This is a genomic window from Phormidesmis sp. 146-20, assembly GCF_052939475.1.
The window spans coordinates 80,194-106,155 of sequence record NZ_JBJPHT010000010.1; the positions used below are offsets into that span (position 1 = coordinate 80,194).

24 protein-coding genes and 1 pseudogene are annotated in these 25,962 nt (G+C 46.2%); 11 read left to right on the forward strand and 14 right to left on the reverse strand.

Annotation, left to right across the window (positions count from 1 at the left end; all coding sequences use genetic code 11):
- Positions 1-13: 13 nt before the first annotated feature.
- Positions 14-1,282, reverse strand: coding sequence for a condensation domain-containing protein (locus ACKFKH_RS11065; protein ID WP_446858342.1), 1,269 nt, complete (start codon positions 1,280-1,282; stop codon positions 14-16).
- 144 nt (positions 1,283-1,426) lie between these two features.
- Entirely contained in the window at positions 1,427-1,897 is a 471-nt protein-coding gene (locus ACKFKH_RS11070; RefSeq protein WP_446858343.1) for a hypothetical protein, read from the reverse strand.
- Between ACKFKH_RS11070 and ACKFKH_RS11075 the strand changes: the two genes are divergently transcribed.
- Positions 1,886-2,014 carry a hypothetical protein gene (locus ACKFKH_RS11075; protein WP_446858344.1) on the forward strand — a complete coding sequence of 43 codons (129 nt, stop codon included), beginning with the start codon at positions 1,886-1,888 and terminating at the stop codon, positions 2,012-2,014. The two genes, ACKFKH_RS11070 and ACKFKH_RS11075, sit on opposite strands and share 12 nt — an antisense overlap.
- Positions 2,015-2,430: 416 nt before the next feature.
- Here the strand turns inward: ACKFKH_RS11075 and ACKFKH_RS11080 are convergent, their stop codons facing one another.
- Positions 2,431-3,177 (reverse strand): DUF1822 family protein, encoded by a 747-nt coding sequence (locus tag ACKFKH_RS11080; protein WP_446858345.1) that lies wholly within the window; start codon positions 3,175-3,177, stop codon positions 2,431-2,433.
- A 277-nt stretch (positions 3,178-3,454) separates the two neighbouring features.
- Between ACKFKH_RS11080 and ACKFKH_RS11085 the strand changes: the two genes are divergently transcribed.
- The 3 genes from ACKFKH_RS11085 to ACKFKH_RS11095 all read left to right on the forward strand — a co-directional run bounded on the left by ACKFKH_RS11085 (position 3,455) and on the right by ACKFKH_RS11095 (position 7,040).
- Positions 3,455-4,762 (forward strand): hypothetical protein, encoded by a 1,308-nt coding sequence (locus tag ACKFKH_RS11085; RefSeq protein ID WP_446858346.1) that lies wholly within the window; start codon positions 3,455-3,457, stop codon positions 4,760-4,762.
- A 122-nt stretch (positions 4,763-4,884) separates the two neighbouring features.
- On the forward strand, positions 4,885-5,097 hold the full coding sequence (locus tag ACKFKH_RS11090; protein WP_446858347.1) for a hypothetical protein: 213 nt from the start codon (positions 4,885-4,887) through the stop codon (positions 5,095-5,097).
- Positions 5,098-5,390: 293 nt separating this feature from the next.
- A complete protein-coding gene (locus ACKFKH_RS11095) occupies positions 5,391-7,040 on the forward strand; it encodes a glycosyltransferase family 39 protein (RefSeq protein ID WP_446858348.1) in 1,650 nt (549 codons plus the stop codon).
- A gap of 831 nt (positions 7,041-7,871) precedes the next feature.
- Here the strand turns inward: ACKFKH_RS11095 and ACKFKH_RS11100 are convergent.
- Entirely contained in the window at positions 7,872-8,018 is a 147-nt protein-coding gene (locus ACKFKH_RS11100) for a hypothetical protein (protein ID WP_446858349.1), read from the reverse strand.
- Positions 8,019-8,593: 575 nt separating this feature from the next.
- Between ACKFKH_RS11100 and ACKFKH_RS11105 the strand changes: the two genes are divergently transcribed.
- On the forward strand, positions 8,594-8,854 hold the full coding sequence (locus tag ACKFKH_RS11105; protein ID WP_446858350.1) for a hypothetical protein: 261 nt from the start codon (positions 8,594-8,596) through the stop codon (positions 8,852-8,854).
- Positions 8,855-9,035: 181 nt separating this feature from the next.
- Here ACKFKH_RS11105 and ACKFKH_RS11110 read toward each other — a convergent pair whose 3' ends face one another.
- The 5 genes from ACKFKH_RS11110 to ACKFKH_RS11130 form a co-directional block, all read right to left on the reverse strand.
- On the reverse strand, positions 9,036-9,986 hold the full coding sequence (locus ACKFKH_RS11110) for an NAD-dependent epimerase/dehydratase family protein (protein ID WP_446858351.1): 951 nt from the start codon (positions 9,984-9,986) through the stop codon (positions 9,036-9,038).
- 9 nt (positions 9,987-9,995) lie between these two features.
- Positions 9,996-10,706 (reverse strand): DJ-1/PfpI family protein, encoded by a 711-nt coding sequence (locus tag ACKFKH_RS11115; RefSeq protein WP_446858352.1) that lies wholly within the window; start codon positions 10,704-10,706, stop codon positions 9,996-9,998.
- A 679-nt stretch (positions 10,707-11,385) separates the two neighbouring features.
- Complete coding sequence (locus tag ACKFKH_RS11120) at positions 11,386-12,786, reverse strand: cytochrome P450 (protein WP_446858353.1); 1,401 nt, start codon at positions 12,784-12,786, stop codon at positions 11,386-11,388.
- Positions 12,787-12,897: 111 nt separating this feature from the next.
- Positions 12,898-13,197 carry a hypothetical protein gene (locus tag ACKFKH_RS11125; RefSeq protein WP_446858354.1) on the reverse strand — a complete coding sequence of 100 codons (300 nt, stop codon included), beginning with the start codon at positions 13,195-13,197 and terminating at the stop codon, positions 12,898-12,900.
- Between the two features lies 1 nt (position 13,198).
- Positions 13,199-13,870, reverse strand: coding sequence for a DJ-1/PfpI family protein (locus ACKFKH_RS11130; RefSeq protein WP_446858355.1), 672 nt, complete (start codon positions 13,868-13,870; stop codon positions 13,199-13,201).
- A gap of 95 nt (positions 13,871-13,965) precedes the next feature.
- Here ACKFKH_RS11130 and ACKFKH_RS11135 point away from each other — a divergent pair, with 95 nt between their 5' ends.
- Positions 13,966-14,682 (forward strand): LuxR C-terminal-related transcriptional regulator, encoded by a 717-nt coding sequence (locus ACKFKH_RS11135; RefSeq protein WP_446858356.1) that lies wholly within the window; start codon positions 13,966-13,968, stop codon positions 14,680-14,682.
- Positions 14,683-14,704: 22 nt separating this feature from the next.
- Here the strand turns inward: ACKFKH_RS11135 and ACKFKH_RS11140 are convergent, their stop codons facing one another.
- The gene (locus tag ACKFKH_RS11140) at positions 14,705-15,718 is read right to left on the reverse strand and encodes a Rieske 2Fe-2S domain-containing protein (protein WP_446858357.1); all 1,014 of its coding nucleotides are present in this window, start codon (positions 15,716-15,718) and stop codon (positions 14,705-14,707) included.
- A 184-nt stretch (positions 15,719-15,902) separates the two neighbouring features.
- Between ACKFKH_RS11140 and ACKFKH_RS11145 the strand changes: the two genes are divergently transcribed.
- Positions 15,903-16,034 (forward strand): hypothetical protein, encoded by a 132-nt coding sequence (locus ACKFKH_RS11145; protein WP_446858358.1) that lies wholly within the window; start codon positions 15,903-15,905, stop codon positions 16,032-16,034.
- Positions 16,035-16,088: 54 nt separating this feature from the next.
- On the opposite strand, the gene ACKFKH_RS11150 is transcribed toward ACKFKH_RS11145, so the two are convergent.
- The gene (locus tag ACKFKH_RS11150) at positions 16,089-18,287 is read right to left on the reverse strand and encodes a DEAD/DEAH box helicase (RefSeq protein WP_446858359.1); all 2,199 of its coding nucleotides are present in this window, start codon (positions 18,285-18,287) and stop codon (positions 16,089-16,091) included.
- Between the two features lie 132 nt (positions 18,288-18,419).
- On the opposite strand from ACKFKH_RS11150, the pseudogene ACKFKH_RS11155 reads away from it, so the two are divergent.
- Together ACKFKH_RS11155 and ACKFKH_RS11160 are read left to right on the forward strand one after the other, a co-directional pair.
- A pseudogene (locus ACKFKH_RS11155) lies at positions 18,420-18,692 on the forward strand (type II toxin-antitoxin system RelE/ParE family toxin); the annotation flags it as partial.
- Positions 18,676-18,981 (forward strand): helix-turn-helix domain-containing transcriptional regulator, encoded by a 306-nt coding sequence (locus ACKFKH_RS11160; RefSeq protein ID WP_446858360.1) that lies wholly within the window; start codon positions 18,676-18,678, stop codon positions 18,979-18,981. The pseudogene ACKFKH_RS11155 and the gene ACKFKH_RS11160, both read left to right, overlap by 17 nt.
- A gap of 27 nt (positions 18,982-19,008) precedes the next feature.
- Here the strand turns inward: ACKFKH_RS11160 and ACKFKH_RS11165 are convergent, their stop codons facing one another.
- The 3 genes from ACKFKH_RS11165 to ACKFKH_RS11175 are packed head-to-tail and all read right to left on the reverse strand — an operon-like array spanning position 19,009 to position 22,747.
- On the reverse strand, positions 19,009-20,322 hold the full coding sequence (locus ACKFKH_RS11165; RefSeq protein ID WP_446858361.1) for an ATP-binding protein: 1,314 nt from the start codon (positions 20,320-20,322) through the stop codon (positions 19,009-19,011).
- Positions 20,319-22,538, reverse strand: coding sequence for a tellurite resistance TerB family protein (locus ACKFKH_RS11170; protein ID WP_446858362.1), 2,220 nt, complete (start codon positions 22,536-22,538; stop codon positions 20,319-20,321). The genes ACKFKH_RS11165 and ACKFKH_RS11170 overlap by 4 nt, the downstream gene beginning before the upstream one ends.
- Positions 22,539-22,552: 14 nt before the next feature.
- Complete coding sequence (locus ACKFKH_RS11175) at positions 22,553-22,747, reverse strand: hypothetical protein (RefSeq protein WP_446858363.1); 195 nt, start codon at positions 22,745-22,747, stop codon at positions 22,553-22,555.
- A gap of 346 nt (positions 22,748-23,093) precedes the next feature.
- On the opposite strand from ACKFKH_RS11175, the gene ACKFKH_RS11180 reads away from it, so the two are divergent.
- Both ACKFKH_RS11180 and ACKFKH_RS11185 read left to right on the forward strand, forming a co-directional pair.
- A complete protein-coding gene (locus ACKFKH_RS11180) occupies positions 23,094-23,465 on the forward strand; it encodes a hypothetical protein (protein WP_446858364.1) in 372 nt (123 codons plus the stop codon).
- Between the two features lie 624 nt (positions 23,466-24,089).
- Positions 24,090-25,835: a DUF6880 family protein gene (locus ACKFKH_RS11185; protein ID WP_446858365.1), complete on the forward strand. Its 1,746-nt coding sequence runs from the start codon at positions 24,090-24,092 to the stop codon at positions 25,833-25,835.
- Positions 25,836-25,962 lie beyond the last annotated feature (127 nt).

Here is a 25,962-nt window from a genome sequence, read left to right on the forward strand (position 1 = left end):
TTAAGGGATTAAACTACAAAGAGAGAACGGGATTTGAAGGCAATAAAACTGCCTCACTTAAGACTTCCAAAGCTTCTGCCAAACTTGCACTTGCCTGCTCCGAAGTGACCGTAGCGGGATTAGTCACTGTCACGGACAATTGACTGCCCAAGGTCGCGACTCCTACAATCCGCTCATTCTCCATTCCAGTTAACACCGCTGGGCCATAGAGGGCTTCGATCCGCAATGAGCCAAATTGTTGTTCAAATGGCAAGCGTCCCAAGTTAGTCACGATTAGATCATAACCATGCGCTTGATGCATCGCCTGGAAAACCGTTTGCGCCTCTGGCAATGATGCGGTAAGCCTTTGCTGCTGACGAATGACCTCAAACAGTTGAGTCGGCAGCCTCGATTTTGAGAGTTGAGACTTCAGAGATCGCGCCGTTTCCCATAGGGATGAATCTTCCTTGAGATCGTGCTGAGTCAAGCCAAAGGAGATATAGAGTCCCACAGCTTGACTGATTGCTGGAGTCAACTGCGATCCTTCAGAATTTTGCAAAGCAAATCGCGCATTGATCGGGGACTGACATATCAGCGACGATCCTCGTTGACGCGCCATCGCTAATAAGAATGCTGCACTAATTGCACCATGTACAGTGGTATTTTCTTGACGAGCACGATCGCACACCTGCTGGGTCAACTGGGTAGACAACAGAGCCATTCTAATGTGAGAACGAGGACGACTAGAAACCGTAGTGGAGTACTCGCGAAGCCGGGGTTCTTGCGGTAATGTTTGTTGCTCATGAATTGGGATTAACTGTTCAATCGGGTGAGCCTTTGATAAAGGTTGTAGCGCAGAACTTTCAGATTCCAAGCCTTTTACAATGTCTCGAATGAGGCAGGCGATTGACAGACCATCAGCGATCGCATGATAACAGGTCACAATTAATTCAGATAGATGCTCCGATTGCAACAGCACAACCCGAACCAGGGGGGCAGTCCGCCAGTCAAAGGAGCGAGTCAACTCAATTTCTACTTCTCGCTGCCAGTCGTGGTCATTTTCCCGCAGCACCCATCGAAGGGGAATAGGCGCAGTTTGCTCGACAAATTTGGGGTGTCCGGTTTCTGCAACTGCAATGCCTACCCGAAGTAAAGGATGCTGCATCTGCACCTGGGACAGCGACTTCCGAAGTTGGTCAAGGCTAAAGCTGCCGCTGATTCTAGCACTCAAGGCAAAGTGAATCGGCAGAACTTGGTCATACAACCAAAAAGAATGCTCTAGCGTACCCAGCAGACGTTCCATATGATGATAGTTCCTTAAAGATAGCAGCGCAGAGGCAAACATCGGACTTGTGGATCGTTTGCTAATTACTGATCCTTCTAATCCATTCTCTGAACCTACAGCGGTCTGAGAACATGAGCGATGCTGCTGATTGATGCAATTAGATTAATACCAATCGTCCGAAACCGTTAGAAATAGCTTGACGTGTTCAAGAACAAGGCGATCGAGTTCCCAATCCCCAAGCACCTCAGCCGCAACCCAGCCTGTTGTTTCTACCTCAAACCCAAACTGAACTTGCACCCATTGAAGTTGCTTCTCGTGTAGCGATTGTTCTAAGAACACAGTAACATCATCACCATTGTATAAAATGTAAATCGGTTGAGCCGTTAGCGATGGATGACCCTGAACCCTGATACCCTGAGATGGCGCATTAGCAACTCGTGCAAAGTAGACTTCGCGGAGCGGCTGTTCAGCTTCCGCAAACTCCCCCTCGTCAATAGGCTGCGGGCTTTGAAAGAACATGCTTAATTTTGACCAAGAAATCGACAAAGGCGATCGCAAGTACCGTTGAATAAACGATTTTTTTTGCAGTTGATCCTTCCAATCTTGAAGTAAATGCTCTTGATGAACTGGCATAGATTTCCTCCCTGGTTCTCAAATAGTGCAGACGATTCGGTGCAGGTCAAGCAGAGACAGATGTGCTATCTCAATGGCACTCCAGGTTCTTCTGTCATGCACAATGCTCCTGACTAACTGCCTAGTAGTGTGTGACAAATAGTGTGTAACAAATAGTGTGTGACGAGTAGTAACTCTAGTGCAGGTCGTGTGTTGAGTTATTACTCTACTAGCTTGTGGGGACTCAAGGCAGACAATTATGCAATTCGCCAGATATTTGTTTGAGAAGTCCATAATGTCCTTTCATCGCTGCATAAATGATGGACTTGCCCGCCGCTTGGGTAAGTATAGTAGGGATAGTTTAAAAATTTAAAGAATTTCTTCAGCAGTGTGAGCAACTCAATCCCGACGTGTTTGCACGATTCTGAGGAGAAAGCACTGAGTCAAGCATTGTTCGATGAGCGTTTGCAGCCCTATTACAATTAACCAGTCGTAGAATGTGGTGGCGAGTGATTGCGATCGCTGATGACACTAAATCTCACGCCTGCTAAGGGTTAACTTCCGATCAATTGAGACTGCTTTTCGGTTCGACGAAGGTACAGGGAGTGGCGATAGTCGTCTGATGCGAGGATTGTTGCCCACTCTAAGAACGGCACACTCAAACGAGGGGAGTAAGCGGTTGCATGATTCAGTTTATCAAGTAGGGGTTCAACTTGACTCAGTGGAGAACTGGGCAATGCTTGAACTTCTGGTTTCTGAGGGGGACACAGTTCTTGAGCGACCCACATTACATTTAAGTCTACGATTAACTCTTCAACATCCAGACAGTAGGTTCGATTGGTGACTTCATATCTGGCGCGATCGCGGATTTGCCGATGGGTCACATATCCCGATACCCGTAACCAACACGCTTCTAAATTGAGTTGCACAGCCACATAGTAGTCTGCTGCCCAGTTTGCAATATCCACCCATTCTTGAGGAATACAAAATTCAGAGACATTGCTTTGATCATCCGGAATCAGGACAATCCGAGTTTCACCAACCGTCAGAACAGCCCCATTGACGAATTCCCAAACCGACCCATTCGAGCCGGATTGCAACGCAGGATTAATTTCCTCTTGAAAGCAAGCCAGCAAGCAATTGAGACAAAGCGTGTTGAGATAGCCATTCCAGCGTGCAGCAGCATTTGAGTACGGTGATTGGGTGACACCATGCCAGGTATGTTCCTGCTTTTGTTCAGGTAGCTCTAACCATAACTGATGCGGGGAAATAGCCATTAAATCGTTAAGGGTGAATGCCATGATTACTACTGTTTGCTTTGTAACACTCGGTCTACGTGATAGTGCTCTACTGATAGATGGGTGCTGAAGGCAGAGGATTATGCAATTTTGCTGGGTGATGTTGCGATCGTTTCAACAAGCCTCTTTAACAGATACGGGGCTTCTCCAGGGAATCATTCATTTTCTTAAACAGATTGACTTTGCCAGAGCTTCTGGATGATCTGCATAAAGAGTTTATGAAGGCACCCACTAGACCATTAGAAGTGTCTTGTTGAGTTTCACAGGCAGAGGTATCCTCATGCAGTCAAGTCTTTCTGATGCCAGAACAAGAAGAACTGATCAATGGCTAATTAGACAACAATTGGAGATGTATCAATTCTGGTGGGCGATCGTTTCAGCGATGAATGTAACACTCTTGATCGGGTTCTACAGCACCAACAAATTGCCCTATCTCTCAGGAACCTTTGGCATTGCTAACCTTTTGCTTGCCACCTTAGTCCAAAATGAACTAGTTTTGCACTGTCTTTATCGATTAGCAGTTGCCGTTTCTAAAAGGGTTCCATTCGGGAAATATCATATCAATGCCAGTGTTCATCATATGAAAGGGGTTCACGCGGCATCTGCTAGTTGGGGATTTGTGTGGTTTTTAATCGATGTATTACAACACCTCAACGATTTGAATCGTGTTGTATTGGTTACGACATCTTTCCCGCTACTGATTCTCTTGCTCAGTATCATCGTCACAGCAACTCCACTGTTCCGTCACAGATTCCACAACTCATTTGAGAAAAATCATCGTTATCTAGGTTGGCTCAGTCTGCTCGTTCTGACTCTGCATGTGATATTGCTGCATTTTTCTATTATTAATCCAGGGCAAGCACCCACTCTAAAAGCTGTTCTGGTTGATCCGATAGTTCTGATGACGATATTCATGGTCATTAGTGTAGCTCTGCCTTGGGTTAACGTACAGCGTTGTGGTTGCTTCAAAGCGCACTGCCCCTCTCCAGATGTCTTAATGTTGACTGTTCCTGGAAGGGCTAATATTGAAGCATTTACTCAAGTTAGCCTAAATTTAATTGAATGGCATTCATTCTCGATCGCTAGACTGTATTTCGATCAGCAAACCCGCGAATTAAAAGCTGAGTTAATCATCAGAGCAACCAGGAACTGGGCAACAAGTGCGTTTGATCACGTCCACAAGAGAAACCTTCCTGAGTATGTGTGGATTCGGAGAGTAAAACCGCCTGGGTTCATGTTTTCAATCCATGCCTACTCCTGGGTGCTTGTGATCGCGACTGGAGCGGAAATTATATCTGTCCTGCCCCACATTGCAAGCAGAGGTTATAAGCTTTGTTTGCTGTGGATTGGCAGCGACCTTCAAGAAACCTATGGCAATCAGGTTTGGTCAGTCATATCGAGGCACCCTTATCTGAGAATGTATGACACCGGGCTGTATGGCAGTCCCAATATGAGCCAACTGACTGCTCAAACAATTGAAGAATTCAGACCGCAAGCTGTGTTTTGTGCCTCTAATAAAACAGTCGCCGAATCCGTCACTAGTTTGTGTCTAGCGCAAGGGATTCCTGCTTACGGGGCAACTTCGTAGCACGCTCTCTACTAGCCCGCAGCAAGACTAAAATTTTTGCTTGTTCTGCGACCTCTCCGTTAATGTGGGTGCTTTCGCAGAGATCGGTTCGCTACTAAACTACAAGAGAAGAGGAAACCAAGATGTCAACAGAAGATAAGGTGTCAACAGAAGAAATTTCGTCCTTGCTCACAATTTACTTTGACAGCATGGCAGCGATGAATGCAGAAGGCTGGTTAGAGATTTTTGCTGAAGATGTCGTTATTCATGCTCCGATCGCACACCCTCCAAGACCAGTACATAGGAATTCTCAGCAGTTTTTCAAGATAATATCCGACTTTTTTGAAAAGATATAACGGTCGAAAGACAGTAGCTTCTTTGTGAAAACTGGGGCAGCCGTCAAATGGGCGATGCAGGTTGCCAAAAACGGTTGCTCTATCACCGCTGAGGAACTTAGGAGATTTCCTTTAATAAATTTCCCGGCTGTCTCCATCGAGAGTTCTGAAAGTCAAAGTCCCCCAGAATTGGGGGATTTAGGGGGCTTCCCAAGGTTGGTAACTTCTTTGCTAGAAATCTCCTTAGTGTTTTTGAAATCAATGAGGCTGGTAAGATTCAAAAGGCATTGTCCGATTGGGGTGAAGCTGCAATGATGGCGAAACTAAAGAATCAGCTTGCCCATTCGCCGCTAAAATCTTTGCAACAACACCAAACAAGCCCCATTATGTTTGAAAGACTATCGGCTCAGTTTAATCCGTCTACACGATTTCTCAGCAGTGACTTTGCCCTCCTAGGTTGTTTAGCTGCTTTGAAATTGCTGCTCCATTTTCTAACAAATGGACGCTATGGCTATTTCTCGGACGAGCTTTACTACATTGCTGCGGGAGAACACTTGGATTGGGGCTTTGCCGAATTTCCTCCACTGATTGCTGTGATTGCAAATATCAGCCGTGGGTTGCTGGGCGATTCCCTATTTGCGATTCGCCTATTTCCTGCGATCGCGGGATCACTAACGGTTTTCTTAACCGGAGTCATTGTGCGCGAACTGGGCGGTGGAAGATTTGCACAATGTTTGGCTGCGATTGCGGTCATCCTTGCGCCTGGATATCTATTTCTGCAAACTATTCTGACGATGAATGCGTTTGAGCCGTTGCTATGGATGCTTTGCGCTTATCTAGCCATTTTGATTTTGAAGTATGAAGCCCCCAAGCTCTGGCTAGTCGCTGGATTAGTCGTCGGCATTGGACTGATGAACAAATTTTCTATTGCCTTCTTTGCCGTTAGCCTGCTGATTGGCTTCTTGATCACCCCGGCTCGAAAGCTTCTATTTAACCGATGGCTTTGGCTGGGAGGTGCACTGGCGATCGCGATTTGTTTACCAACGGTAATTTGGCAGAGCCAGCACGGTTGGGCTTTCCTGGAGCATCAGCGGGAGTCTAATCTATACGAGAAGAAACCATTCCTTCAATCTACGCTCGACCTATTCTTACAACAGTTTATTTTAATGAATCCTGTAGCATTGCCAGTTTGGTTAGCAGGACTCTACTACTATCTATTTACCAGCAGTGGAAGAAAGTATCGAGCATTCGGATGGACGTTTGTTATCATTCTTGGACTGTTTCTATTCTTTGAAGCTCGCTACTACTATTTGCTGCCGATTTACCCTGTGTTTCTCGCTGCGGGAGCCATTGTGTTTGAGCAAGCCTTCCAGCATCGTAGATATTTCAAATCTGCTCTGTTCTGCCTTTTAATCGCTGGGGGAATTATCTTAGCGCCGATCGGGTTGCCCATTTTGCCGATCGAAACGCTGATCAGTTACTCCAATGCGATTTATCGACCGCCCACATTAGCGAGAGATTCTAAGAATCAAGCAGAACAAGCGCCCTGGCACTTTAGAGCCATGCTGGGTTGGGAAGATACGGTAGCGACTGTTGCAGCGGTATATGATCGTCTTTCGCCTGGTGAGCGGTCTGAGTGTACCCTCTTAGCCTGGCGGTATGGGGATGCGGGAGCGATCGATTTTTGGGGACGGAACTACAACCTGCCGAAAGCAATCAGTGGGCATACAGGCTACTATTTTTGGGGATCGAGAAACTACTCTGGCAAGCTTGTGATCAGTGTCGGAGGTAATTTAAGCTTCTTGAAACAACGATTTGATTCAGTAGAACAGGTTGCGACGGTGACGCACGAAAAGATTGTAGGGATTAAAAGCGATTTGCCGATCTACTTATGTCGAGGCATCAAGCAGCCGTTGCAAACGATTTGGTCTGATTTCAAATTCTACTTCAAACGTCCAACCTAGCTCTGTATCGCCATCGAGCTTACTGCATCACCCCAAATCGTACAAATCGGTCAGCGATCGTCTTTGGTTCAGCGATCGCTGACTTACTTTGGGATTGTTAACGTGAATGGAAAAGCACTACATGATCAGCATCAAATCGGGGTTGAGACGTTCTTTGTCCTCAAATGCGAAGGTGTCCAATGTGTGTGACGACAGTCCTGATTAGGAGTTGTGGGAGTTTGGAGGTTAGTGGTTGGTAGTTAGTGATTGGCTGTAAGTTAACGTGAATTCGATGAGAGTTTTTCCGCTTCGTTGTTCACGGCTCCTACCCTCAAAGCTGCCAATTTTGGGGACTTTAAGAGAGGAATTCTGATTCAAAGTCCCTCACTCGTGGGGATTTAGGGGGCGTTCCTGGATCTAAAAGCGAAGCGAAGCGTTCAGCGAACTGACGTTAAGTTAATAGCTAAGAACGAATTACTAAGAACCGCTATTTCAAGATTCTCACGGCTGACTCAACATGAATTCGATGAAATCTCTCTCCGCGGTTGTTAGCCCAGGTTGCTCCCTAGATCTTCCATGAGTGAGAGACTTTACACCGCAAATCTGATCTGAAAGTCCGCCAGAGCTAGGGGGGTAGGAAACAGGAGGACAAGACACCGAAGTGGGAAAACGTTGTCGAACTGACGCTGATTTAGGGCTGCTACAGCTATGATTGAAATATTTATAAGGTTGAGGAGACGCATTTGTTTGGTCTGACTGTATTCTATCTACCATTGCTCTGCTCCAAGTTAATAGCTATACCAAAAAACTCTCTTACTGCTTTTTACAGCCTTCTTGCCGTTGATTCTGTCGTCATCCAGTCCCTTCTGCAAAACCTTGACGGTAGTACAAAAAAATGCCGAATAACCGATGTTGCAGTGTCGGTAAACAGTTTAGCGAACCATTTCTCCAGCCCAGGCAGTAGAGCTTGTATAAGAAACCCATCCGTTCATTATTCATTGCATATCTCCGATGAGTGGTGTCTGATGGCGTTCGCATCTTGCCCCGAAGTTCTTCAGCGTATTAAGGGACTCATGCAGCCCATCAGCATTTCTTGGTTAAGTACGTCCTAAATCAGTTGTGAGAAACTTTTGAAGTAGCAGGTTTTTAGTGATTCGTTCTTAGCCATTAACTTACAACCAACCGCTAACATTAAATTCTCACCCCTCAAAAAGGATAGTTATAGGTTCTGTGGAACAGTTTGTGGGAGTAATCTACAAGGCTGCTCCAATTAATTAGTGGGGAATTCTGTAAGCTATTTATGCAGCGATCGCTTACCTGTTTGGCAAGAAGCAGATCAAGCGCGATCGCATTCATTGAAGCTGCCGCATTTAGTCAGCGGATAGTACAGTAGGATTGCTCTCCAACATTTCGAGTAGTGCCGCCCTGAAAGCCCCAATTGTGAAAGCTGCGATCGAGGTTGGTAAACGTCCTGTAAATAGGGTTAATCATGGTTGAGTTTCTTCTGCATAATCAACGTATTGAAGCACCCATTGAATAAGTAGAAGAGTGTTGCAATTTCGATGTAATCAATGATGAAAGTAACGTACTGTGCTCAAATCTCCAACTTTCCTTCTCAGTATGAGACCGCGATTCACACCGCATATGCTCGTTCGGCCTCTCGGATCGAGCAGCCACTCATCAGCGTGTCCTACAGCCTGATTGTTGTTCCTGTGCTACTTGTGTCTTCTATCGTACTCTACCGAAACCACCGTTCTCGACAATTACGCAAACAAGCTGAAACCTTGGAGCAACTCTGGAAGCTCGACCAAAACGATCAGAACAACGTCTTCTAATTCATCTCAACCTCAAACATAGAAATTTAGCGTACTTTACGTTAGAACAGCACTAAACTGAATTAACAACGTTCGCAGTACTGATACAAATTTCTCGACTTCCAAACTCAGATGCAAACCTATTTGATGCTGTATTAGGCTCTCTCGTATTTGTACCTCTTGTACAACTTGCGCTGGTCGCTTACTGCTGACGATACCAGTCCAGAGTGGCTTGAATTGCAACATTGAGCGGTGTCGCAGACCATCCGAAAGCCTGCTCAAACTTGCTTGATACAACAATCTGTGGCTCAGTGTATTGATAGAACATTTCAACAAACTCGCGTAGATTTGCGTCAAATAGCCCTATTGCCTGAATTGCGAGTTTCGGCAATCGCTGGATACGAACTGGGTGCCCAACTTCTTTAGCAATCAACTGCACCATTTCCCGCTGCGTCACAGGCGGCGCAACAACGGGCAACAACCAGACATGACCCAGCGCTTCGGAGCGCTCACCTAACGTTGCTAATCCCCGCGCCACGTCCTCGATATAGGTGTAGCTATGCGGGAGGTCAAGATTACCGAGCAACTGCACAGGCTTATTTGCAAACACCGCAGGAAAGACACGATCGCCCAAAGCAGAATTAAGGACACGCGAACCAAAGAAGTCAGCCGAGCGACCCAGCGCTACCCTTACTGTTCCGGCTTGATGCGCTGCTAAATACTTCTGGGCAACCTCAGCCCGCATCCGACCCTTGCGCGTTGTAGCAGCATAGGGAGTTGCTTCTGTCATGGGCTGCCCGTGGGTTTCACCGTATCCATACAGTGTGTCTAGCACAATCAGCTTCGCATTCACACGGGCTGCACCGTCGATAATGTTGGCTTGAAAGCGGGGAATCAACTCGACTTGCTGAGGATAGGGAACATTCGCACAATGATAGACAACGGTTGTTTCAGCACAGTCCGATCCTTCGGAAGTTGTCGTCAAAGCGAGTCGTACTTGCTCTACATTCAGCACATCACCCGCTACAACCTCAACTCCTGATGGAACCGCCGCTTTGCCACTGCGATTGATGCACCGCACCTGTTTGCCGCGCGCATGTAGGAATTTAGCAAGTGTCGTGCCTGCTGGCCCTGTGCCAAAGATAATGTGCATTTTGCCACCTTATTTCTGAACTATATTTTGTACAATAGAAGGACTGCGCCGAATAATCTGTAACCTTGCCCTCGAAAGGGTATGCTGTTCAGCCCGGACTCTGGCAAATACTTCCGAAGAGACAGATTCTAGACAATCATCTGTTAACTGAGATGGATTGTAGTCTAGTCGTAGCTGAGTTTCCTGTGCGATCGCGCTCCCAAATAGTTCAGTTGCGATCGCGTTTCCCAAAGCAAGTCCATCCAGAATACTACTTCCGGTAATGCGATTACAATCTACGACAATGCGTTCTGAGACAGGCTCTACGCCAAGCAGTTTTAGCAATTCTAGGGAGAACCAATCCGTTGTGGCGCGATATCCTTTCAGCAACCCAGCAGCACCCAGCAGCAGCGATCCGCTACCGATTGAGGTGATATAACGAGCGCGTTCACCTTGTACCCTCAAGAACCGGAGAAATTCTGCATCTTCTAGTTTGGCCGTGACCCCCAAACCACCCGGAACAAACAATACATCTAAATCAGGCGCTTTTTCAAAGGATGTATTCGGAACCAGCGGAAATCCAGAGTCAGAGTAAACCGGATCGAGCGTGGGTGCGAGTCGATAGATTTGAGTGTTGGGCAGGTGCGAAAAGATTCCGTAAGGAGCCATGAACTCTAACTCACTGAAACTTGGAAACAACATCATGCCGATCCGAACCGGGGGAGTTTGTGGCTGAAACATCATTGACCTCGGATGAATGGTGATTCCTGTAAAGTAGTGGGACTTTCTAGAAGTTGTTTATGCAGCAGTGCCAGAGTTGTGCTTTGCGACAATTGTTTCGACTTGCATATCACTTTGCTTTTAGCACCCACACGTCAGTAGAGACTCAGTAGATTGCAAATGATTATTTTTAGTCGGTTCCAAGCCGTTAGATCCCCTCTAGCCCCCCTTAAAAAGGTCTACCGTGTACACACAAGTCGTTGTCGCTTCGTTTCAGGCGGCTTCAGCCCCCTAAATCCCCCATGCTGGGAGACTTTGACCAAGGAAAGATTTCCAAAGTTCAAAGCCATGACGACGGCTCAAAGTCCCCCATTTTTGGGGGATTTAGGGGGCGAAGGATTTCAGCGATGACAGACCGATCGACTTGTGTGTACACGGCAGCTTAAAAAGGTAGAGCCGATTCATAGCTGTGAGAGAGTAGCCTTTATCAGTCCGTTCAAGCTTGCTCTGGAACAAAATGAAGGATCGGGGCTCGCGAGATGCACTGATTGCAACCGTTAGTGGTGCGTTTCTCTATTGCTCAACACACCCTACAAAATTCGGTATCATTCAATTCTCATTCCTCAGCAATTCGTTCTTAGCCACCGACTTACAACTAACTACTAACCACCGAAGTCTCACAACTCAAGTAGAACAGATATCAATCAACGTGGCGGTTTCCAGTCATCACCATCCGAACTCCACCCCTTGGAGCCAGCGTAAACCCACGGCGTTGTAGTTTAACAGGTTTATCCTCCGCTAAAGCAAGTTTGTATTTAGACAAAATCGTTGCTAGAACTAGCTTCATTTCTAACTGAGCTAAGGCAAATCCTAAACATCGCCGACTGCCGCCTCCAAACGGAAAATATTCAGACGCAGAATACTGGCGATTAAGAAACCGTTCTGGCTTAAACTGTTGAGCATTCGGATACAAGTCCTCCCGGTAATGCACCAGGTAGATTGTTGCCATGAAAGTTGTCTCTGCATCAAATGAATATCCTGCGATCGTCACAGGTGATTTAGCAATACGGGGAAACAGCATCGGTAGAACTGGATACATCCGCAGAGTCTCTTGACAAACAGCAGTCAGGTAGGGAAGTTGAGCTAAATTCATTGGGGCTGATTCCCCTAACCCATCTAGTTCCTGAAGCAATCTTTCACGCACCTCTACTCGTTGATGAATTTGATAAAACGCCCACGCGATCGTGGTTGCTGTCGTTTCATGTCCCGCAAACAAAATCGTCAGCAGTTCATCTCTTAATTCCTCATCCGTCATTGCTTGCCCATTTTCATCTCGCGCTGCCATGAGTAAGCTCAAAACATCGGTTCGCGTCTCCGTCCCCTGCGTTCTTCTTTCCTCAATTTCTGCTTGAAGCAAGTTGTGAATCTGGCGCTGGCGCTGCTTCATTCGTCCCCAAGGCGACCACAATCCCCAGTCTTGTTGTAGAAACTTAAAAAACAGTAGGCTCGATCGCAGCGGCGAATCGGTCATATCGATCCACTCGGTCAGCAGTGGTTTGAGTTGTTGATAGCGATTAGCACAGGGCGCAACTCCGGGGGAACCGCCTTCGCTCAAGCCAAAAACGACCTGCAAAATCACCTCTAGACTAATCTGCTGCATGGCAGTCCGTGCGATAAACGATTGACCCACTCTCCACTGACTCGCAAACTGTTCTGTAATCTGACAGATCTGCTTTGCATAAGTCTGAAGCCGTTCTCCATGAAAGGGGGGCATTAACAATTTGCGTTCGCGCTGATGTCGATCGCTATCAAGCAAGATTAACGAATTTCGTCCCAGTAGTGGTTCTGCTAGTTCATTAGCCCGACCGACATCAAACTTGGCATCCTGGCTAAAAATCTCCTGAATCGCTTGAGGATTGCCAATCACGACAGCCGATCGAAATTTGCCCGGTTGCATGATAAACATATCGCCATACTTGCGGCTGTATCTGTCCTGGCATCCCAGCGGATCGGCGATCCAATTGACGAGTTGCAACCAGGGTGGACTGCTCACGCGCGGGAGTTGCTTCGACTGGATCTCCTCTCGATTCGAGATTTGCATGACTTCAATCTCCTGTGCAATAATCGTGCTTCCCGCCAGAGTTTTAACCTGGGTGAATGATAGTCAGGGCTGCTCTTTTCGGCAACGTTATCATGGGTCGCTAGTAGACTTTCAAGCTTGCTGTTGCGGCTGATCGTGGCTACAGGATAAACCGCGCCCTACCTCATGAACAAGCGTTGAAGATACATAGAATAACATGAATCCAACCAGCGGATGAACCACTTCCAGGTGCAACAGCGTTTTGAGATGAATGCTGCAAAATTGGATTCCCAGCAGTATGGGTATAGTACTTGAGCAATAGCTATTGAAGAGGATGGAAGGTATGTAAAAGCCAAGTTTTATCCAGTTTTTAGCTGCAATATTGCGATCTCTTCGAGTTACCCGCAAGGGGTCGATGTCTGAAGTGGTCATCTCAAACTTCCTGACTGACGGGTAGATTGAAAACTTGAGTCGCATGTGCGATCGCTTTATTCACCAAATCCGCACCTGCTTTCTCTGGAGAACCCACATCGAATGGCGGGGCAGGATCGTACTCGATCAACAGTTGGGCAATCTTGGCGGCTTCCTCACCACAAAGCATTTCAGCAATCACTAGACCAAGATCAATGCCTGCCGTTACGCCACCCCCTGTCATGCGATTTCGGTCAATCACGACTCGCTCGGTTCCAACTTCAACGCCCAATCGTGCCAGGGGTTCGCGAAACAACCAGTGAGTGGCCGCTCGATACCCTTGCAGCAATCCTGCCTTCGCGAGAAACTCAGACCCAGAACATACAGAAGTCACAAATTTTGCCCGGCTCCCTTGTTGTCGAAAGAAGTCAAGCACCTCTGGATCATCTACAACCGCCGCCTGTTGGAGTCCGCCACCGACACAAATCACATCTAAAGGTGGGCAAGTTTCAAAGGTGGTATCGGGGACAATTATCATGCCATCATCTGTTTGAATTGGGTCTAGTGTTTTCCAGATGCGGTGGATTTGGATACCTGGCAGAGCAGCAAATACGGATTGCGGCCCGATAATGTCGAGTGCTGTCATGCCGGGGTAAAAGACCAAACCAATGATGTATTGTTGTGAGTCAGTCATGAGTTCATTTCCTGCTGGCGATTGCAATTAAATCTATCCTTATACTAGAAGTGGCAACCAACCTCGCCTAGACCTCGATCGGGTACACTTTGCTCATGACCCATTCCTTGAAGCTTTTGTTTGAACTGATTCATCAAGTTGAAGATGAACAAGATTTGCGATCGCAACTCGTCCCTCACATTGGGGAGTATTTTGCCGCAACAAAACGAGGAATCTTTTTCTTTGACCAATTGCATCACCTCGATCGCAAGCTTCAGAACATTCTAGACATTGCCCTCTCAATTGAACATAACCCTGTGGCGCGTTATCTAGTCGATCATCATGCGCCCGTTCACGAAGCCTTGGTCACCTCGCCCAAAGCCTGGAAACTAATCTGTCCTCGCCCCGATCATTGGCATGTGATGGCTGGGCCGATTATCGATCGCAATCAACTGGTCGGGGCTGTGGGTTGCACTCGTGAGAAGTCAATGCCTGCCTTTACAACCCAGAATCTTGCTGATCTCAGTGCGATCTGTCTCCATTTATCGGTCTGGGTTACATCCAGGCGATCGCAAAGTAACTCTAACAGCACATTGCAGAATCAGTTCTTGCAAAGTGCTAGACTGACATCGCGTGAGCTACAGATTGCCGAACAGGTCGCTTTAGGGCAAACAAACGCAGAAATTGGTCGTGAACTTTGGATTAGTGAGAACACGGTAAAGCAAGCTTTGAAGCGAATTTTTCGTAAGCTCAAGGTTTCGTCTCGCGCAGAAATGGTGGCACTGATCTTGACAGGAAGATCCCCACACAAGATTGCGGAGACTAACAAATAACAACTCTTCTTATTGAGATATCTTATTGGGATAGATTTGGCTCAACGGTTCCTTCAGAGTTGCGTGCGCTAATCGCTGGAAAGTTTTCAAAATTTCGTTTCACCCAATCCATACCCACTTCATTATTGAGCTTGATCCGTTTGGGCGCATCGTTGTAGAGTTTGCCTAACATTTCAGCATCTTGTTTAACAGCAGTCTCGACCAATTTTAGAATAGGGTGTTTTGCCAAGTTTGCGATCGGATGCTTGGCTTTTCCAAACATTAGAACATAAGTGCGAGTCTGTGTTTCAGATTCAGGTACAAATAGATGACATTGCTTCACGGCTCCGATCGAGGAGTCTTCGTGCAGAATGACGATCGCAGGGAAAAAGTTTTCTACATGAATGTTCATGACTTTTGGCAGCACTAAGACAGCCGGGTTTTTCAGAATATCTCGAAACTTGTTTTTGGCTCTGGGTGTGTCATAGTAAGCATAGGAATGTAATCCCTGGTCAATGAATTTTTTGAACTGCACTTCTTCAATTTCAAAGAACGCGCGATGTGTTCCGTTTTGGTGATTGTAGTCGTGCATGATTAGCAGCATCGCCAGTAAGTTCGTTTTAACGCTGCAATCGCCAACAAAGCCAACAAAGTCATACTCAGCCGCAAATTCATTCAAAATAGTTGGGATCGAAATTTTTGGCTCGACCCCTCCATACGACCAAACAAAATCACCTTGAATAATTAGCTCTAACGGCTTTAGCAGCGACTTTGTAGGGTTGTTTGATCCGGGTAAAACCGTGCATCCGGTTGAGCCAAATTCCAACGCATGAAAGGGACACGCGATTGCGCTGCTGCCGTCTAAATGAGGCACACACCAGCCTTCAGAGAGCATTGCGCCCATGTGTGGGCAAGCATTAGGCAAAGCCGTGATGGTTCCATTATGATCCTGCCACAGAACATAATCGTTACCGTATAGCGAAATTTTCATCGGCTGATTGGGCTTTAACATCGATCGATGAGCCAATAGCCACGGACTCCCTTCTAGCATTGTCATAATCGTCTCAAGTTTGGCTAATTTTCGTAAAGAACTGGACGTGATAGCTCACTCCATAGTAGGAAACTTTGATTTTTTCTAATTTTTCATCTTGCCAGTATTCAATCCCAAATCGACTGATTATTTCTGCCTCACTCGTTCTATCAATACTACGAATCTAGAATATAGAGCTTAACAACGTCTATTGACTTGGTGGGTAATTCCGTTAATGGTTTATGCAGTCGATCGACCAAAAGATGAAGAATTTTTGGCGTTGCCGAATGGAGGAATGATTCGCCTTCATCTCCAAACCTTTCCAAACCTTGCAAGCGTCTAGGGAGCCGCCGTATCAGAATTCTCTACTTTTGCGGCTCTCTTTCATCTCGTTTGACTAGTGAGACATCATTTGTTTAATTGCTTTTTGTGCCCCTGGAATGTCCAAATAACCAGAGGCGTAGTTTTCATAGAGAAGGTCTTCACTGAGAAAACGATCGTGCTTCTCTAACATGACATTCTTCACTGTAGCAGCCAGTTTTGTTGCATCTAAAGGCTTGCTGGCAATGAATCGCAAATGTTTTCTGACATCTTTAGGAGGCAGACCTTCGACAATGATCGCGATCGCATCTCGACTCACCGATAACCCTCTGGCTTGCAACTGCACCAAAATTGTATTCATGACAATATCACCACTCCAGGGAAATAGAAGCACCTGCCGACCATTGAGCAAAATTGAACTCTGATCGAAGTTGTATTGAATAAAGTTTTCTCTCGCTTCAATGAGCAAATCACGAGCGATCACATCTAAGAAAATTGGCACGTCATCAGAACAATAAAGGGTATACATTTCTTGGCGGACGCGATCGTGAATCCAACCCCCGTTGCCGCTAAAGGCGGGCGCTCGACCTGCGGAGGCGGCTTCAACATTAATCACTTTGCGATCGAGATCCACCGACAAAATGCACCAGCGCTGTCCTGCAAAAATTAAAAATTGACCTTCAACTAGTGGATAGTTAATTGGTAAAGTGCCAAGCGTTTGACCTGTGGTGACAATGCGATATTCCTCTGGCGTATGGAAGGCAGTGTAGAAGGTGTAATGATTGACCAGCCGTTCGCCCGTCAGACCAAGAATTAGCATTCCGTCTTGACTTTGTTGAATGAGATCTTGTGCGCCCAAACATCGCAAGAGGTGAATAAACATGGATGAATTGACGCGATTAAACGCACCTGTTTGGCACAAGATTTTCCAGGCTCGATCGGCTTTCACACCCCCGTATTCTGCAATTAGCGACAGGAGTTGTTGAATTAGCGTCGAGAGATGCAGTTTTTGAATCATAGGCGGTTCGCACCAGCCTTGTAGCAACAAATTGAGAATCGCGATCGTTTGCACTAACTGAGGATGAAGTGAGTCTTGTATAGACGTTGTAGAAGTGACTTCGGGTTCTGAAATATAGCAGCGCAAAATGGCTGGATCGCCTTCACGTCGGCCCGATCGTCCCAGTCGTTGGCGAGTGCTGGTCACAGAGAAGGGTGCGCCAATTTGAGCGATCGAGGTCATCGCCCCAATATCAATTCCCATTTCGAGCGTCGTGGTACAGACTACGTTGGCGGGGTGTTCCCCTCTGAGCGCCTGTTCTGCCGTTTCGCGCAGGTCTTTAGAAAGGCTGCCATGATGCGGTAAAAACTCATTGGGAACGCGATGATCTTCGCATAAGCGGCGGAGTCGATCGGCGTAGGCCTCAACCTGCGATCGACCGTTGATGAAAATTAGATTATTCGTTCCCCTGAGCACTTTGAATAGATGATCTGTGATCTCCCATTCGTCGTTAGCGCTTTTTCCTTCGGATTCATCAAATTGAAGATAAAAGGCAGCTTTCTGATATCCACGTACTTGAATCTTAAGTGCTTGTCCCGCATCTGATGAGTGAATTAAAAATACTGAATTACCATTGTCAGGACGTAAAAAATCTGCTGCCAGCGTCATGTCTCCCAGTGTTGCGCTTAATCCAATTCGAGGGATCTTTTTATCGACAATTAATTCAACTCGATGTAATAAACTTTGTAGTTGTTTGCCTCGCTCATTGCCAATAAACGAATGTAATTCATCAATCACAATATAGTTCAGGGCATTAAAGGTTTCTCTCAGTCGATATCCCTGCCGAACAAATAACGCCTCCAAAGATTCTGGTGTGATTAAAACAATTCCAGACGGCTGCTGAAGGATCTTTTGTTTACGTCCCGCTTCAATATCACCATGCCACGGATGAATCGAAATTTCTAATAACTCTCCCAACTCTGACAAGCGTCGATATTGATCATTGATTAACGCTTTAAGCGGACTGATATAAAGAACATTGAGGGAACAAGAACGATTATTGACGAGTTGAGAGAAGATCGGCAAAAATGCAGCTTCGGTTTTTCCACCTGCGGTAGTCGCTGAAATGATCACATCCAGTTTGCCAGAGAGAATGGGAGCGATCGCTTGTTCTTGAATGTCCCGCAATTCCGTCCAATTTTGTTGCCAGATCCAGCGCTGGACGCGATCGTGCAGTTGATGAAATCCTGAAGATGAATGATTAGAATTAGAGGTCATGGTCAAGGTCGCATTGTGTTAGCTTGAGTGTAAAATATTTGGACTGCAAGAGGGGCAAAAGGGATGCAGTCAGAGCCACGGGAGCTTCAGATTTACGAAACCGAATAGGGAGAAGCTCCTTTATCCTCTTGGTTAGATTCTTTACGAAGTCGAGAGACTAGAGCAGAGATCAGAAAGCGACTAGACCGAGTTATGTTGGGAAACTTAGGAGACTATAAATTTGTTGGAGAAGGGGTTTTTGAGCTTAGAATTGACTACGGGCCCGGTTATCGACTGTACTTTGCCCAAGTTGGAACGCTGATTGTTTTGCTACTATGTGGTGGAGACAAAAGCACTCAAGACAAGGATATCGAGCAAGCTAAACAGTTCTGGATTGACTTCAAACAACGTGAAAATGCCCACTAATAGAAGCTATCACTCTTATTTAATTGAGTCTCTCAAAGATCCACAAGAAGCAGCCGCTTATTTAGACGCTGTTTTAGAAGATGGAACTTCTGAGGAGTTAAGTTTGGCTCTAAAGAATGTTGCAGAAGCTCAATCTTCTGCCTTCAAGGAGTCACAACAATCTGCAAATCATGAAATGGCTCATTCAGTTTTATCTCAACAAGCTCAATTAGATGTTTCTATGTTGACTAAGATGTTAGATGAACTGGGGTTTAAGCTTTCTGTTTCGCCTAAGGAGAATGCTGCTTAATTCACGCATCAAACTTTGAAGTATTTTCTAAAGTCGAAAAGACGCTAAATCGTCGTCATCAGGAGTGTCGAAGCGTTCTGAGGAGAGCAAATCGGGATTTTCTTCAGAATTAATATTTACTTGAGAAATGAGATCTGTCCAGGTGATTTGTTTATTTTGATCAAGAACTGAGAGCAGATCAATAAAGGCTTTGATCGTGTTGCGAGGAGTACGAAAATAAGCGTCACCAATGCGTCTTGAACAATGAGCCATAAACGCTTGAATCCCTTCATCTGGTAAGAGAGATTGATTAGAATCGCCCGATGCAAAGACATGACGAATTTTACTCAATAAAACAAACAAATCTTCAGGGCTGAGATTGCCTAACCGCAACACAGGATTGCTGAAATCGACTAATCCATTCACCGCAAATGTGTTTTCTGCTAGACGAGACTGCAACGCAGGATAACTATATAACCCTCGTCGAGTATCCATTAAAAAATCAGGGGTGCCGCCTAACATAAATCCTAAACCGATCGCTGCTCCTTGCAGACTGTCATTTAAGATGCGTAGGATTTGTTCATAGTTACTTTTTCGGGCTTGAGTGTTGGCTAATTTATACAAGTTAACCAGTTCGTCGAGACTAATCAAAAAGCCTGAATATCCCGCTAATCGCACGAGTTGAGTAAAAAGTTTTAGCTGTTCGTAAATGTTGGCATCATCGACGATCGTTCTCACTCCCAGAGCATGTCTCGCATCCGTTCGAGTGGTATATTCTCCGCGCAGCCAGCGAATAGCATCTGATTTGAGAGTTTCATTGCCAGTGTCATGACCGCGCCAGTAAGCCGCTATCACTTCGGCAAAATCGTAGCCGCCGACCATCTCTGACAAATGCGCTAATCGTTCGCGAATCACGACTTCTGGATCGACTGTACGATCGCGCCCTTCACTCACGGCTGAGGTGACAAATCGTTCGACAATGCTGGGGAGTGCGCCGCCTTCAGGTTTGGTGCGAGTGGCGAGGTTTTGCATGAGTTCTGCGTAGAGCGATCGCGCCTGTCCTGATGTGGCGTGTAAGCGTCGATCGGGCGTTAGATCTGCATGAGCAGTGACGAGTTTTTTTTCTAGCGCAATCGATCTCACCAGTGATAAGAAAAACGTTTTACCAGAACCATATTCGCCAATCACAAATCGAATCGCTGATCCCCCTTCGGCAATGCGATCGAGATCTCGAATCACTGCTTTTGTTTCGTCAACGCGCCCGACTTGAATCAGATGTTGTCCCCGACGAGGCACGACTCCCGCTTGGAGTGATTGGATGATCGTATCGCGATCTTTTGCTTTGATTGGAGGATTCATCATGCCAATAGCTCTTGTAACACGTCTGCATTCACTTCGATATCATCGTCGCCTTCAAAGATAGGTTCATCACAGCGATCGAAGGCTAATTCATTGATTGTTTCTAGGGCACCATCTAACATTAAATTAAATTGGAGCGCGATCGCATTTAATTCGTCTCGCCGCCAACAGGTTTGTTTGGATAATGCTAATAAAAAAGCAGTGTGATCTGCGTCTAAGCCTGCAATGGTTTTAGGAGCAATTGCTGTTTCTTCATCAACAAAGATCTCTGCCAGCAGGTTAGAGACTTCTTGAGACTCTGCCAGTTTGGATTGCACTAACGTCATGTTGAGCGCAAATTCTGACGGTGCTGATGGAATTCGATAGCCTTGTATGGGTGCGGCATTGCGGACGGTAACGGGTTCCTGGGTGGTGCGTTTACCCCAAAGGGGGAACTGCTTTGCAACGTGGATCTCATGGTACAAGCTTTGAGCATCAAGCCCCAACAGATCATAAACTTTCTCTAGCAGTTGTACTAATTCAGGAGTCGGCTGTCCATTGACTAATTGGACTAGAAATTTAGCAATCCGCGATCGCTGTTCTAGTGTCATGGAATCGATTCGCGTCTTTAGATTCTTTAGTGTTAGTTCTTCTTGACGAAGCCATTGTAAGTGAGCATTTAAGCGTTGTTGCTCTGATACTTTTAGCGTTGTGAATGTGAGTAAAGTTGATTCTAAGTTATGTTTTATATCTGATTCTTGAATGGCGATCTGCTTCGCAGTTACCGCAAGGGTCGCTAAATGTGCCGCCAGCGTTGCTTCAAAGTATTCAGGTGATAAATCAGCGTTCACACTAGACTGAAACAGCACAAGGTTACTTTTGATTGTCGGCAATGCTCCACCAAAACGCGGATCAGGTTCTACTCCGTAGCCAAGCTGCTCTAAAAGATGAGAAAGCCCGATCGCTTCTGATTTCGTCAGCTTTTCAGCATTCACACCTGACCAATATTTGAATAACTCTTCTCCTGAAATAACAATCGTTTGTGATTCCAAAAACTGCTTCTCTAACCATTTCTGCAACTTCTTAACAACCGTTCCCCCATGTGTTGATAACAGTATAGAAGGTAGAAGTGCGATCGCTGCTGAACTGTTACGATCGTTGGGATTTCTCCCCAAAAAACGGCTCAAAGGCTCAAGCTCGATTGTACAGCTTTCAACCACATCGCCGACGCGAGAAAGCTTGCCCGGAAACTGCGTCACATCTGGCAAACCAACTAGATTAATCGGCACCGATCGCCCAAATGAATGATTCATCGGCTGATACTCCAGCTTCAAATTCACTTTGGGATCGAACTTCAAACCCTCGCCATAATGTTGAGCATACCGCACCCGAAACAAGTCCTGAAACTCAGAAAAACAGCGCGTCGCTGCCAATTTCAATTGTTTTTTACCCAAACGGCTCCACCAGGCGATCGCCCAATCTGCGGGAATCGATTGCCCCTGTTGCAATAGTTGCCCTAACGCAATCTGCACTGCTAAAGGACTCGCCTCCAATGGATTCACTGTCTCGTAAAGTGGACGCGATCGCATGGCTCGACACAGATCCAAGAATGAATTCGCTTTGTAACCAAATGTTCCACTGATGCCATAGCTGCGATCGCCATAAAGTTTCTCAAGCTGTTCTACTTCGGCAATGATTTGGTTGAGTTCTGTTTGGTATTCGTTAGTTTCTAGTCCCAGAAAGTCATGAAACACGCGCCGTTCTAGCCCATAAAAAAACAGCCACACATAGCTAATCGCCACATTGGGCTTGCGTCGTCCCGTTGAGAGCCATTCTAGATAGGCGGCTCGGCTGGCGGGCTTCATTTGGGTGTAAGACGACGAATAGGGCATCTGTGTCCCTTGATAGTCAGGATAAGAACACTGCACCTTGAGTTTAGGGCGAATCAAACACGGCTCAGTCTGATCAAAACTTCGCAAACTCATCAATCCATCGCCCACATACACCAGCCCCGGAATTGTATAGCGATCGACCTGCACTGTTTTGTCTGCGGGAATCCAGGCTTTTTGACCCGCGATCGTGCAGTCTTCGATCAGTCCGCCGAGATATTGCAGAACTTGTTCGCGAGGAGCGGCTCCAGGGCGTTTCGTTTCGGCTGGCTTGCGCGTCTCTTTGGGGTTGGTGTTTGGCAAATCGATGCCCAATTCTTCGAGCAGTTCCCAATATGGTCGAAATTCCATTGAGCTTTAGAACGTCACGATTTGATCAGTTTATCGCCATTCTTGGATGAGTGATCTGATGCTTCTGGCTCTTGCAAAGACTGACGCAATGCTGTGATAACGTTTTCAGACGACTGGCGCTGAAATTTACCTGAACGGAAATCATCTAAGGTTTGTTGAGCATCCATAGCAATTTTCGTACGGCGGCTCTCATAACAGCGATTTTGCATTTAACTGAAGGCTAAAGGTTATGTAACATTGCAAACAAGCGAGAAAGCCTAGATGTAGCTTGCTCAAAATTCAGTATTCCAAAAATCGAAGAACTCTTGTAGAATATCTCGCAGGTGGAGTAGCGCCCCGGAAATCTGATGTGGCTATCAGACTCCGAGGACTTCCATCTAAAGTTAAGCACATAACTTCAGAGGCGATATGATTGTACACCGTCAGCTTTGCGCTGGGATCTTGAAAGGCTGGAATCAAGATCCTGCATACATTTCTCAGTTTGGTGGAGCGTCTGAACCGTCAGCGTTCCACTCCTCTTTGCATCATTTGCACTAATAGAGGAGAACCAAAAATATGGCAGTTAGGAGACATCTTCCTGACTCGGTTTCGTTTGGCTTTGAGTTGCAATGCTCATTGGTCAGACGGTATCAAGTTATGGTCACATTAGATTTGCAGGAGCGTTTTATTTTTATACCCTCTGGCGTTCTCCCCGATGTGATCGATTCCATTGACGAATTTTTGTCACAACTAAGTGAACTGGCATCGACTAAACTGGCCCTGCTCAAATGGGATGGCACCAGCGACTTGACGACAGAGTATCAAATGATTCGGGTGTTGTCTTCCTATCAAATTCAACGCTCTTTGATGAAGTTTAGCATTGTCATGGGTGACGGTTCACTCATTCACTTGGAGGAATTGCACGAAAAAACAACCATTCAACTGTAGGAATTTGGGGGAGTCTTGTTAACGTCAATTCGATGAAGTTTTTTCGCTTCGGTGTTCAGCGCTTCTGCTCTCCCGGCCCCCAATTCTAGGGTAGGGTTGATTCATTCTAGCCAGAGAATCCGCCCCTCACCCCCAACCCCTCTCACACATGGGCGCGAGCTACGGTGTATACACAAGTCTATAGCTCACTTCGTTCTAGTCGGCTTCAGCCCCCTAAATCCCCCAGAATGGGGGACTTTAAGCAAAAAAGACTTCCAGAATTTAGAACCCTGATCAGCGTTCAAAGTCCCCCAAATTTGGGGGATTTAGGGGGCGAAGGATTATGGCTCTATGAAGCTTTCTGTTGATGGAAGATTTAATACCAAATTGACAATAGGCTACAACAGATCAATCAGTCAAAGTTCCCTATGGTTGGGGCATTTAGGGAGCGAGGATTGGTAGTAAGCAACTGTTAATTTGGTATAAAGAGTAACCTGGATCGGCAAGCAAAGAAATTCATCGAATTGATGTCTTCGTGTTTTACTTTAGAAAGTTTACAGCCTGATGCTACATGGCTCCCAATTTGATCTAGCTGAAAACGTCAGATCGTTCTATCCTAGTGGCAACGCGATCGAGGCACCTGCAATGTCTTCTTTCTCCAACATTCTCACAGCAGCCCGCATCAAACAACTTGCTGACAGTGGCTCTTATCAGCGAGGTGAGGCTTATTTTCGTCAAGGGCATGTTCATTCCGTTGTCGAGCAGGGCAGCTCAATTGTCGCCGAAGTCGAAGGGAGTGAAACTTACCAAGTCGAATTTTGGCTCGAAGAAGATAATGAATTGGGCTATCAGTGCGATTGTCCGGTCGGTGTGGATGGCTGGTTTTGCAAACACTGTGTTGCGGTTGGTTTGGCCTGGTTAGGGAGTCCTCCCACGGCTCAGAAAGGCAAAAAGAAATCAAGTTCAGTCACCACATTGCAGGATGTACAACGCTATTTAGAACAACAAGATCAAGCGAGTTTAGTCAAACTAATTGTCGATCGTGCCCTCAAAGATTCCGACTGGCGAGAACAATTGTTGATGAAGGTTGCTGCCACTCAGCCCAAAGGTGTTGATGTCAAAACTTTTCAACGTGCCTTACAGAATGCCATTGTGATCAGAGGCTACCTCGAATATGGCGAAACTAGAAGCTATGCTCGTAAAATTGAAAAAGTGCTGGACTCGATCGCGGCTCTACTTGATGATGGTCATGCCCAAACCGTAATGGAACTGTGTGAATATGCGATTCCATTACTCGAAGATGCCGTGAGCCGTATGGATGACTCAAATGGAGATGGCGGCGCAGTTTTAGAAGAGATCCAGGACTTGCACTATCGCGCTTGTGAAATCGCAAAACCTGATCCGATCGCGCTTGCAGAACGCCTCTTTGAGTTTGAGTTGGGGACTGATTACGATACTTTTTACAACGCAGTCGATACCTATCAAGATATCTTAGGTGAGCCAGGGTTAGCGCGTTATCAACAACTGGCAGAAGCCGCATGGCAAGAAATCCCTACGCTCACCGCCAACCAACAACGCACTAGCTTGAGTTCTAAACGGTGGCGACTGACTCGAATGATGGAATCACTAGCAGAACAAACGGGCGATATAGAAGCGATCGTCGCCATCAAACGTCGGGATCTTTCTAGTGGTTATCACTATTTTGAAATTGCCGAACTCTATCAACAAGATGGACAGTCCGATCGCGCCCTCCAATGGGCAGAAGATGGGTTAAAAGCCTTTCCCGATCGCCCCGATTCTCGTCTCCGTGAGTTTGTGATTCAGCAATATCAGCAGCGAGGTCGATTTGATGACGCAATGACGATCGTGTGGGCTTGTTTTACCGAACGTCCTGCACTAATGACCTATCAAACGCTCAAAACAGAAGCAGACTGTAACCATCAATGGTCAAAGTGGCGAGAACGAGCGCTGAAACAGATTCGACAACGCATTGAGGAATCTAAACGCCAAAAAACAGGAATGCTGTTTCACGGCTACCGCGATCATTCTCTACTCGTTGAAATTTTTCTTTGGGAAGGCGAAACCGAATCAGCATGGCAAGAAGCAAAAGCAGGTGGATGCTCTAAAGCTCTATGGATACAATTGGCCAACCAACGCGAACCCGATCACCCCGAAGATTCGCTTTCGATCTACATGAATGAAATTGAACCGCTGATTCAACAAACCAACAATAACGCCTATGCTGAAGCGGTAGGATTCCTAAAAAAGGCACGATCGCTAATGCTTAAATTGAGCCTACGATCGCAGTTTGACCAATACCAAGAACATCTCCGCAGCACCTACAAAAACAAACGCAACTTTATTAAACTCTTGAATGAAGAGAAGTTATAGAATTCATTTGACTAAAGTTTTTAACATTGGATCGCTCTCTTAGGAATGAGAACTGAAAGATACCGAATTTTGTAGAGTTACAGACACAACCCCGATTTGCCTTCCGTTTGAAGAGTTTTGCTGCCAC

Excerpts from the sequence above, each read along its gene's own strand:
- ACKFKH_RS11110 (WP_446858351.1), bottom strand. The coding sequence starts at position 9,986 with ATGCACATTATCTTTGGCACAGGGCCAGCAGGCACGACACTTGCTAAA.
- ACKFKH_RS11080 (WP_446858345.1), bottom strand. The coding sequence starts at position 3,177 with ATGGCATTCACCCTTAACGATTTAATGGCTATTTCCCCGCATCAGTTA.
- ACKFKH_RS11100 (WP_446858349.1), bottom strand. The coding sequence starts at position 8,018 with ATGAATAATGAACGGATGGGTTTCTTATACAAGCTCTACTGCCTGGGC.
- ACKFKH_RS11140 (WP_446858357.1), bottom strand. The coding sequence starts at position 15,718 with ATGACAATGCTAGAAGGGAGTCCGTGGCTATTGGCTCATCGATCGATG.
- ACKFKH_RS11115 (WP_446858352.1), bottom strand. The coding sequence starts at position 10,706 with ATGTTTCAGCCACAAACTCCCCCGGTTCGGATCGGCATGATGTTGTTT.
- ACKFKH_RS11085 (WP_446858346.1), top strand. The coding sequence starts at position 3,455 with ATGCAGTCAAGTCTTTCTGATGCCAGAACAAGAAGAACTGATCAATGG.
- ACKFKH_RS11095 (WP_446858348.1), top strand. The coding sequence starts at position 5,391 with ATGGCGAAACTAAAGAATCAGCTTGCCCATTCGCCGCTAAAATCTTTG.
- ACKFKH_RS11065 (WP_446858342.1), bottom strand. The coding sequence starts at position 1,282 with ATGGAACGTCTGCTGGGTACGCTAGAGCATTCTTTTTGGTTGTATGAC.
- ACKFKH_RS11105 (WP_446858350.1), top strand. The coding sequence starts at position 8,594 with ATGAAAGTAACGTACTGTGCTCAAATCTCCAACTTTCCTTCTCAGTAT.
- ACKFKH_RS11175 (WP_446858363.1), bottom strand. The coding sequence starts at position 22,747 with ATGCAAAATCGCTGTTATGAGAGCCGCCGTACGAAAATTGCTATGGAT.
- ACKFKH_RS11125 (WP_446858354.1), bottom strand. The coding sequence starts at position 13,197 with ATGACCACTTCAGACATCGACCCCTTGCGGGTAACTCGAAGAGATCGC.
- ACKFKH_RS11130 (WP_446858355.1), bottom strand. The coding sequence starts at position 13,870 with ATGACTGACTCACAACAATACATCATTGGTTTGGTCTTTTACCCCGGC.
- ACKFKH_RS11120 (WP_446858353.1), bottom strand. The coding sequence starts at position 12,786 with ATGCAAATCTCGAATCGAGAGGAGATCCAGTCGAAGCAACTCCCGCGC.
- ACKFKH_RS11075 (WP_446858344.1), top strand. The coding sequence starts at position 1,886 with ATGAACTGGCATAGATTTCCTCCCTGGTTCTCAAATAGTGCAGACGAT.
- ACKFKH_RS11090 (WP_446858347.1), top strand. The coding sequence starts at position 4,885 with ATGTCAACAGAAGATAAGGTGTCAACAGAAGAAATTTCGTCCTTGCTC.
- ACKFKH_RS11185 (WP_446858365.1), top strand. The coding sequence starts at position 24,090 with ATGTCTTCTTTCTCCAACATTCTCACAGCAGCCCGCATCAAACAACTT.
- ACKFKH_RS11135 (WP_446858356.1), top strand. The coding sequence starts at position 13,966 with ATGACCCATTCCTTGAAGCTTTTGTTTGAACTGATTCATCAAGTTGAA.
- ACKFKH_RS11165 (WP_446858361.1), bottom strand. The coding sequence starts at position 20,322 with ATGATGAATCCTCCAATCAAAGCAAAAGATCGCGATACGATCATCCAA.
- ACKFKH_RS11150 (WP_446858359.1), bottom strand. The coding sequence starts at position 18,287 with ATGACCTCTAATTCTAATCATTCATCTTCAGGATTTCATCAACTGCAC.
- ACKFKH_RS11180 (WP_446858364.1), top strand. The coding sequence starts at position 23,094 with ATGGCAGTTAGGAGACATCTTCCTGACTCGGTTTCGTTTGGCTTTGAG.
- ACKFKH_RS11170 (WP_446858362.1), bottom strand. The coding sequence starts at position 22,538 with ATGGAATTTCGACCATATTGGGAACTGCTCGAAGAATTGGGCATCGAT.
- ACKFKH_RS11070 (WP_446858343.1), bottom strand. The coding sequence starts at position 1,897 with ATGCCAGTTCATCAAGAGCATTTACTTCAAGATTGGAAGGATCAACTG.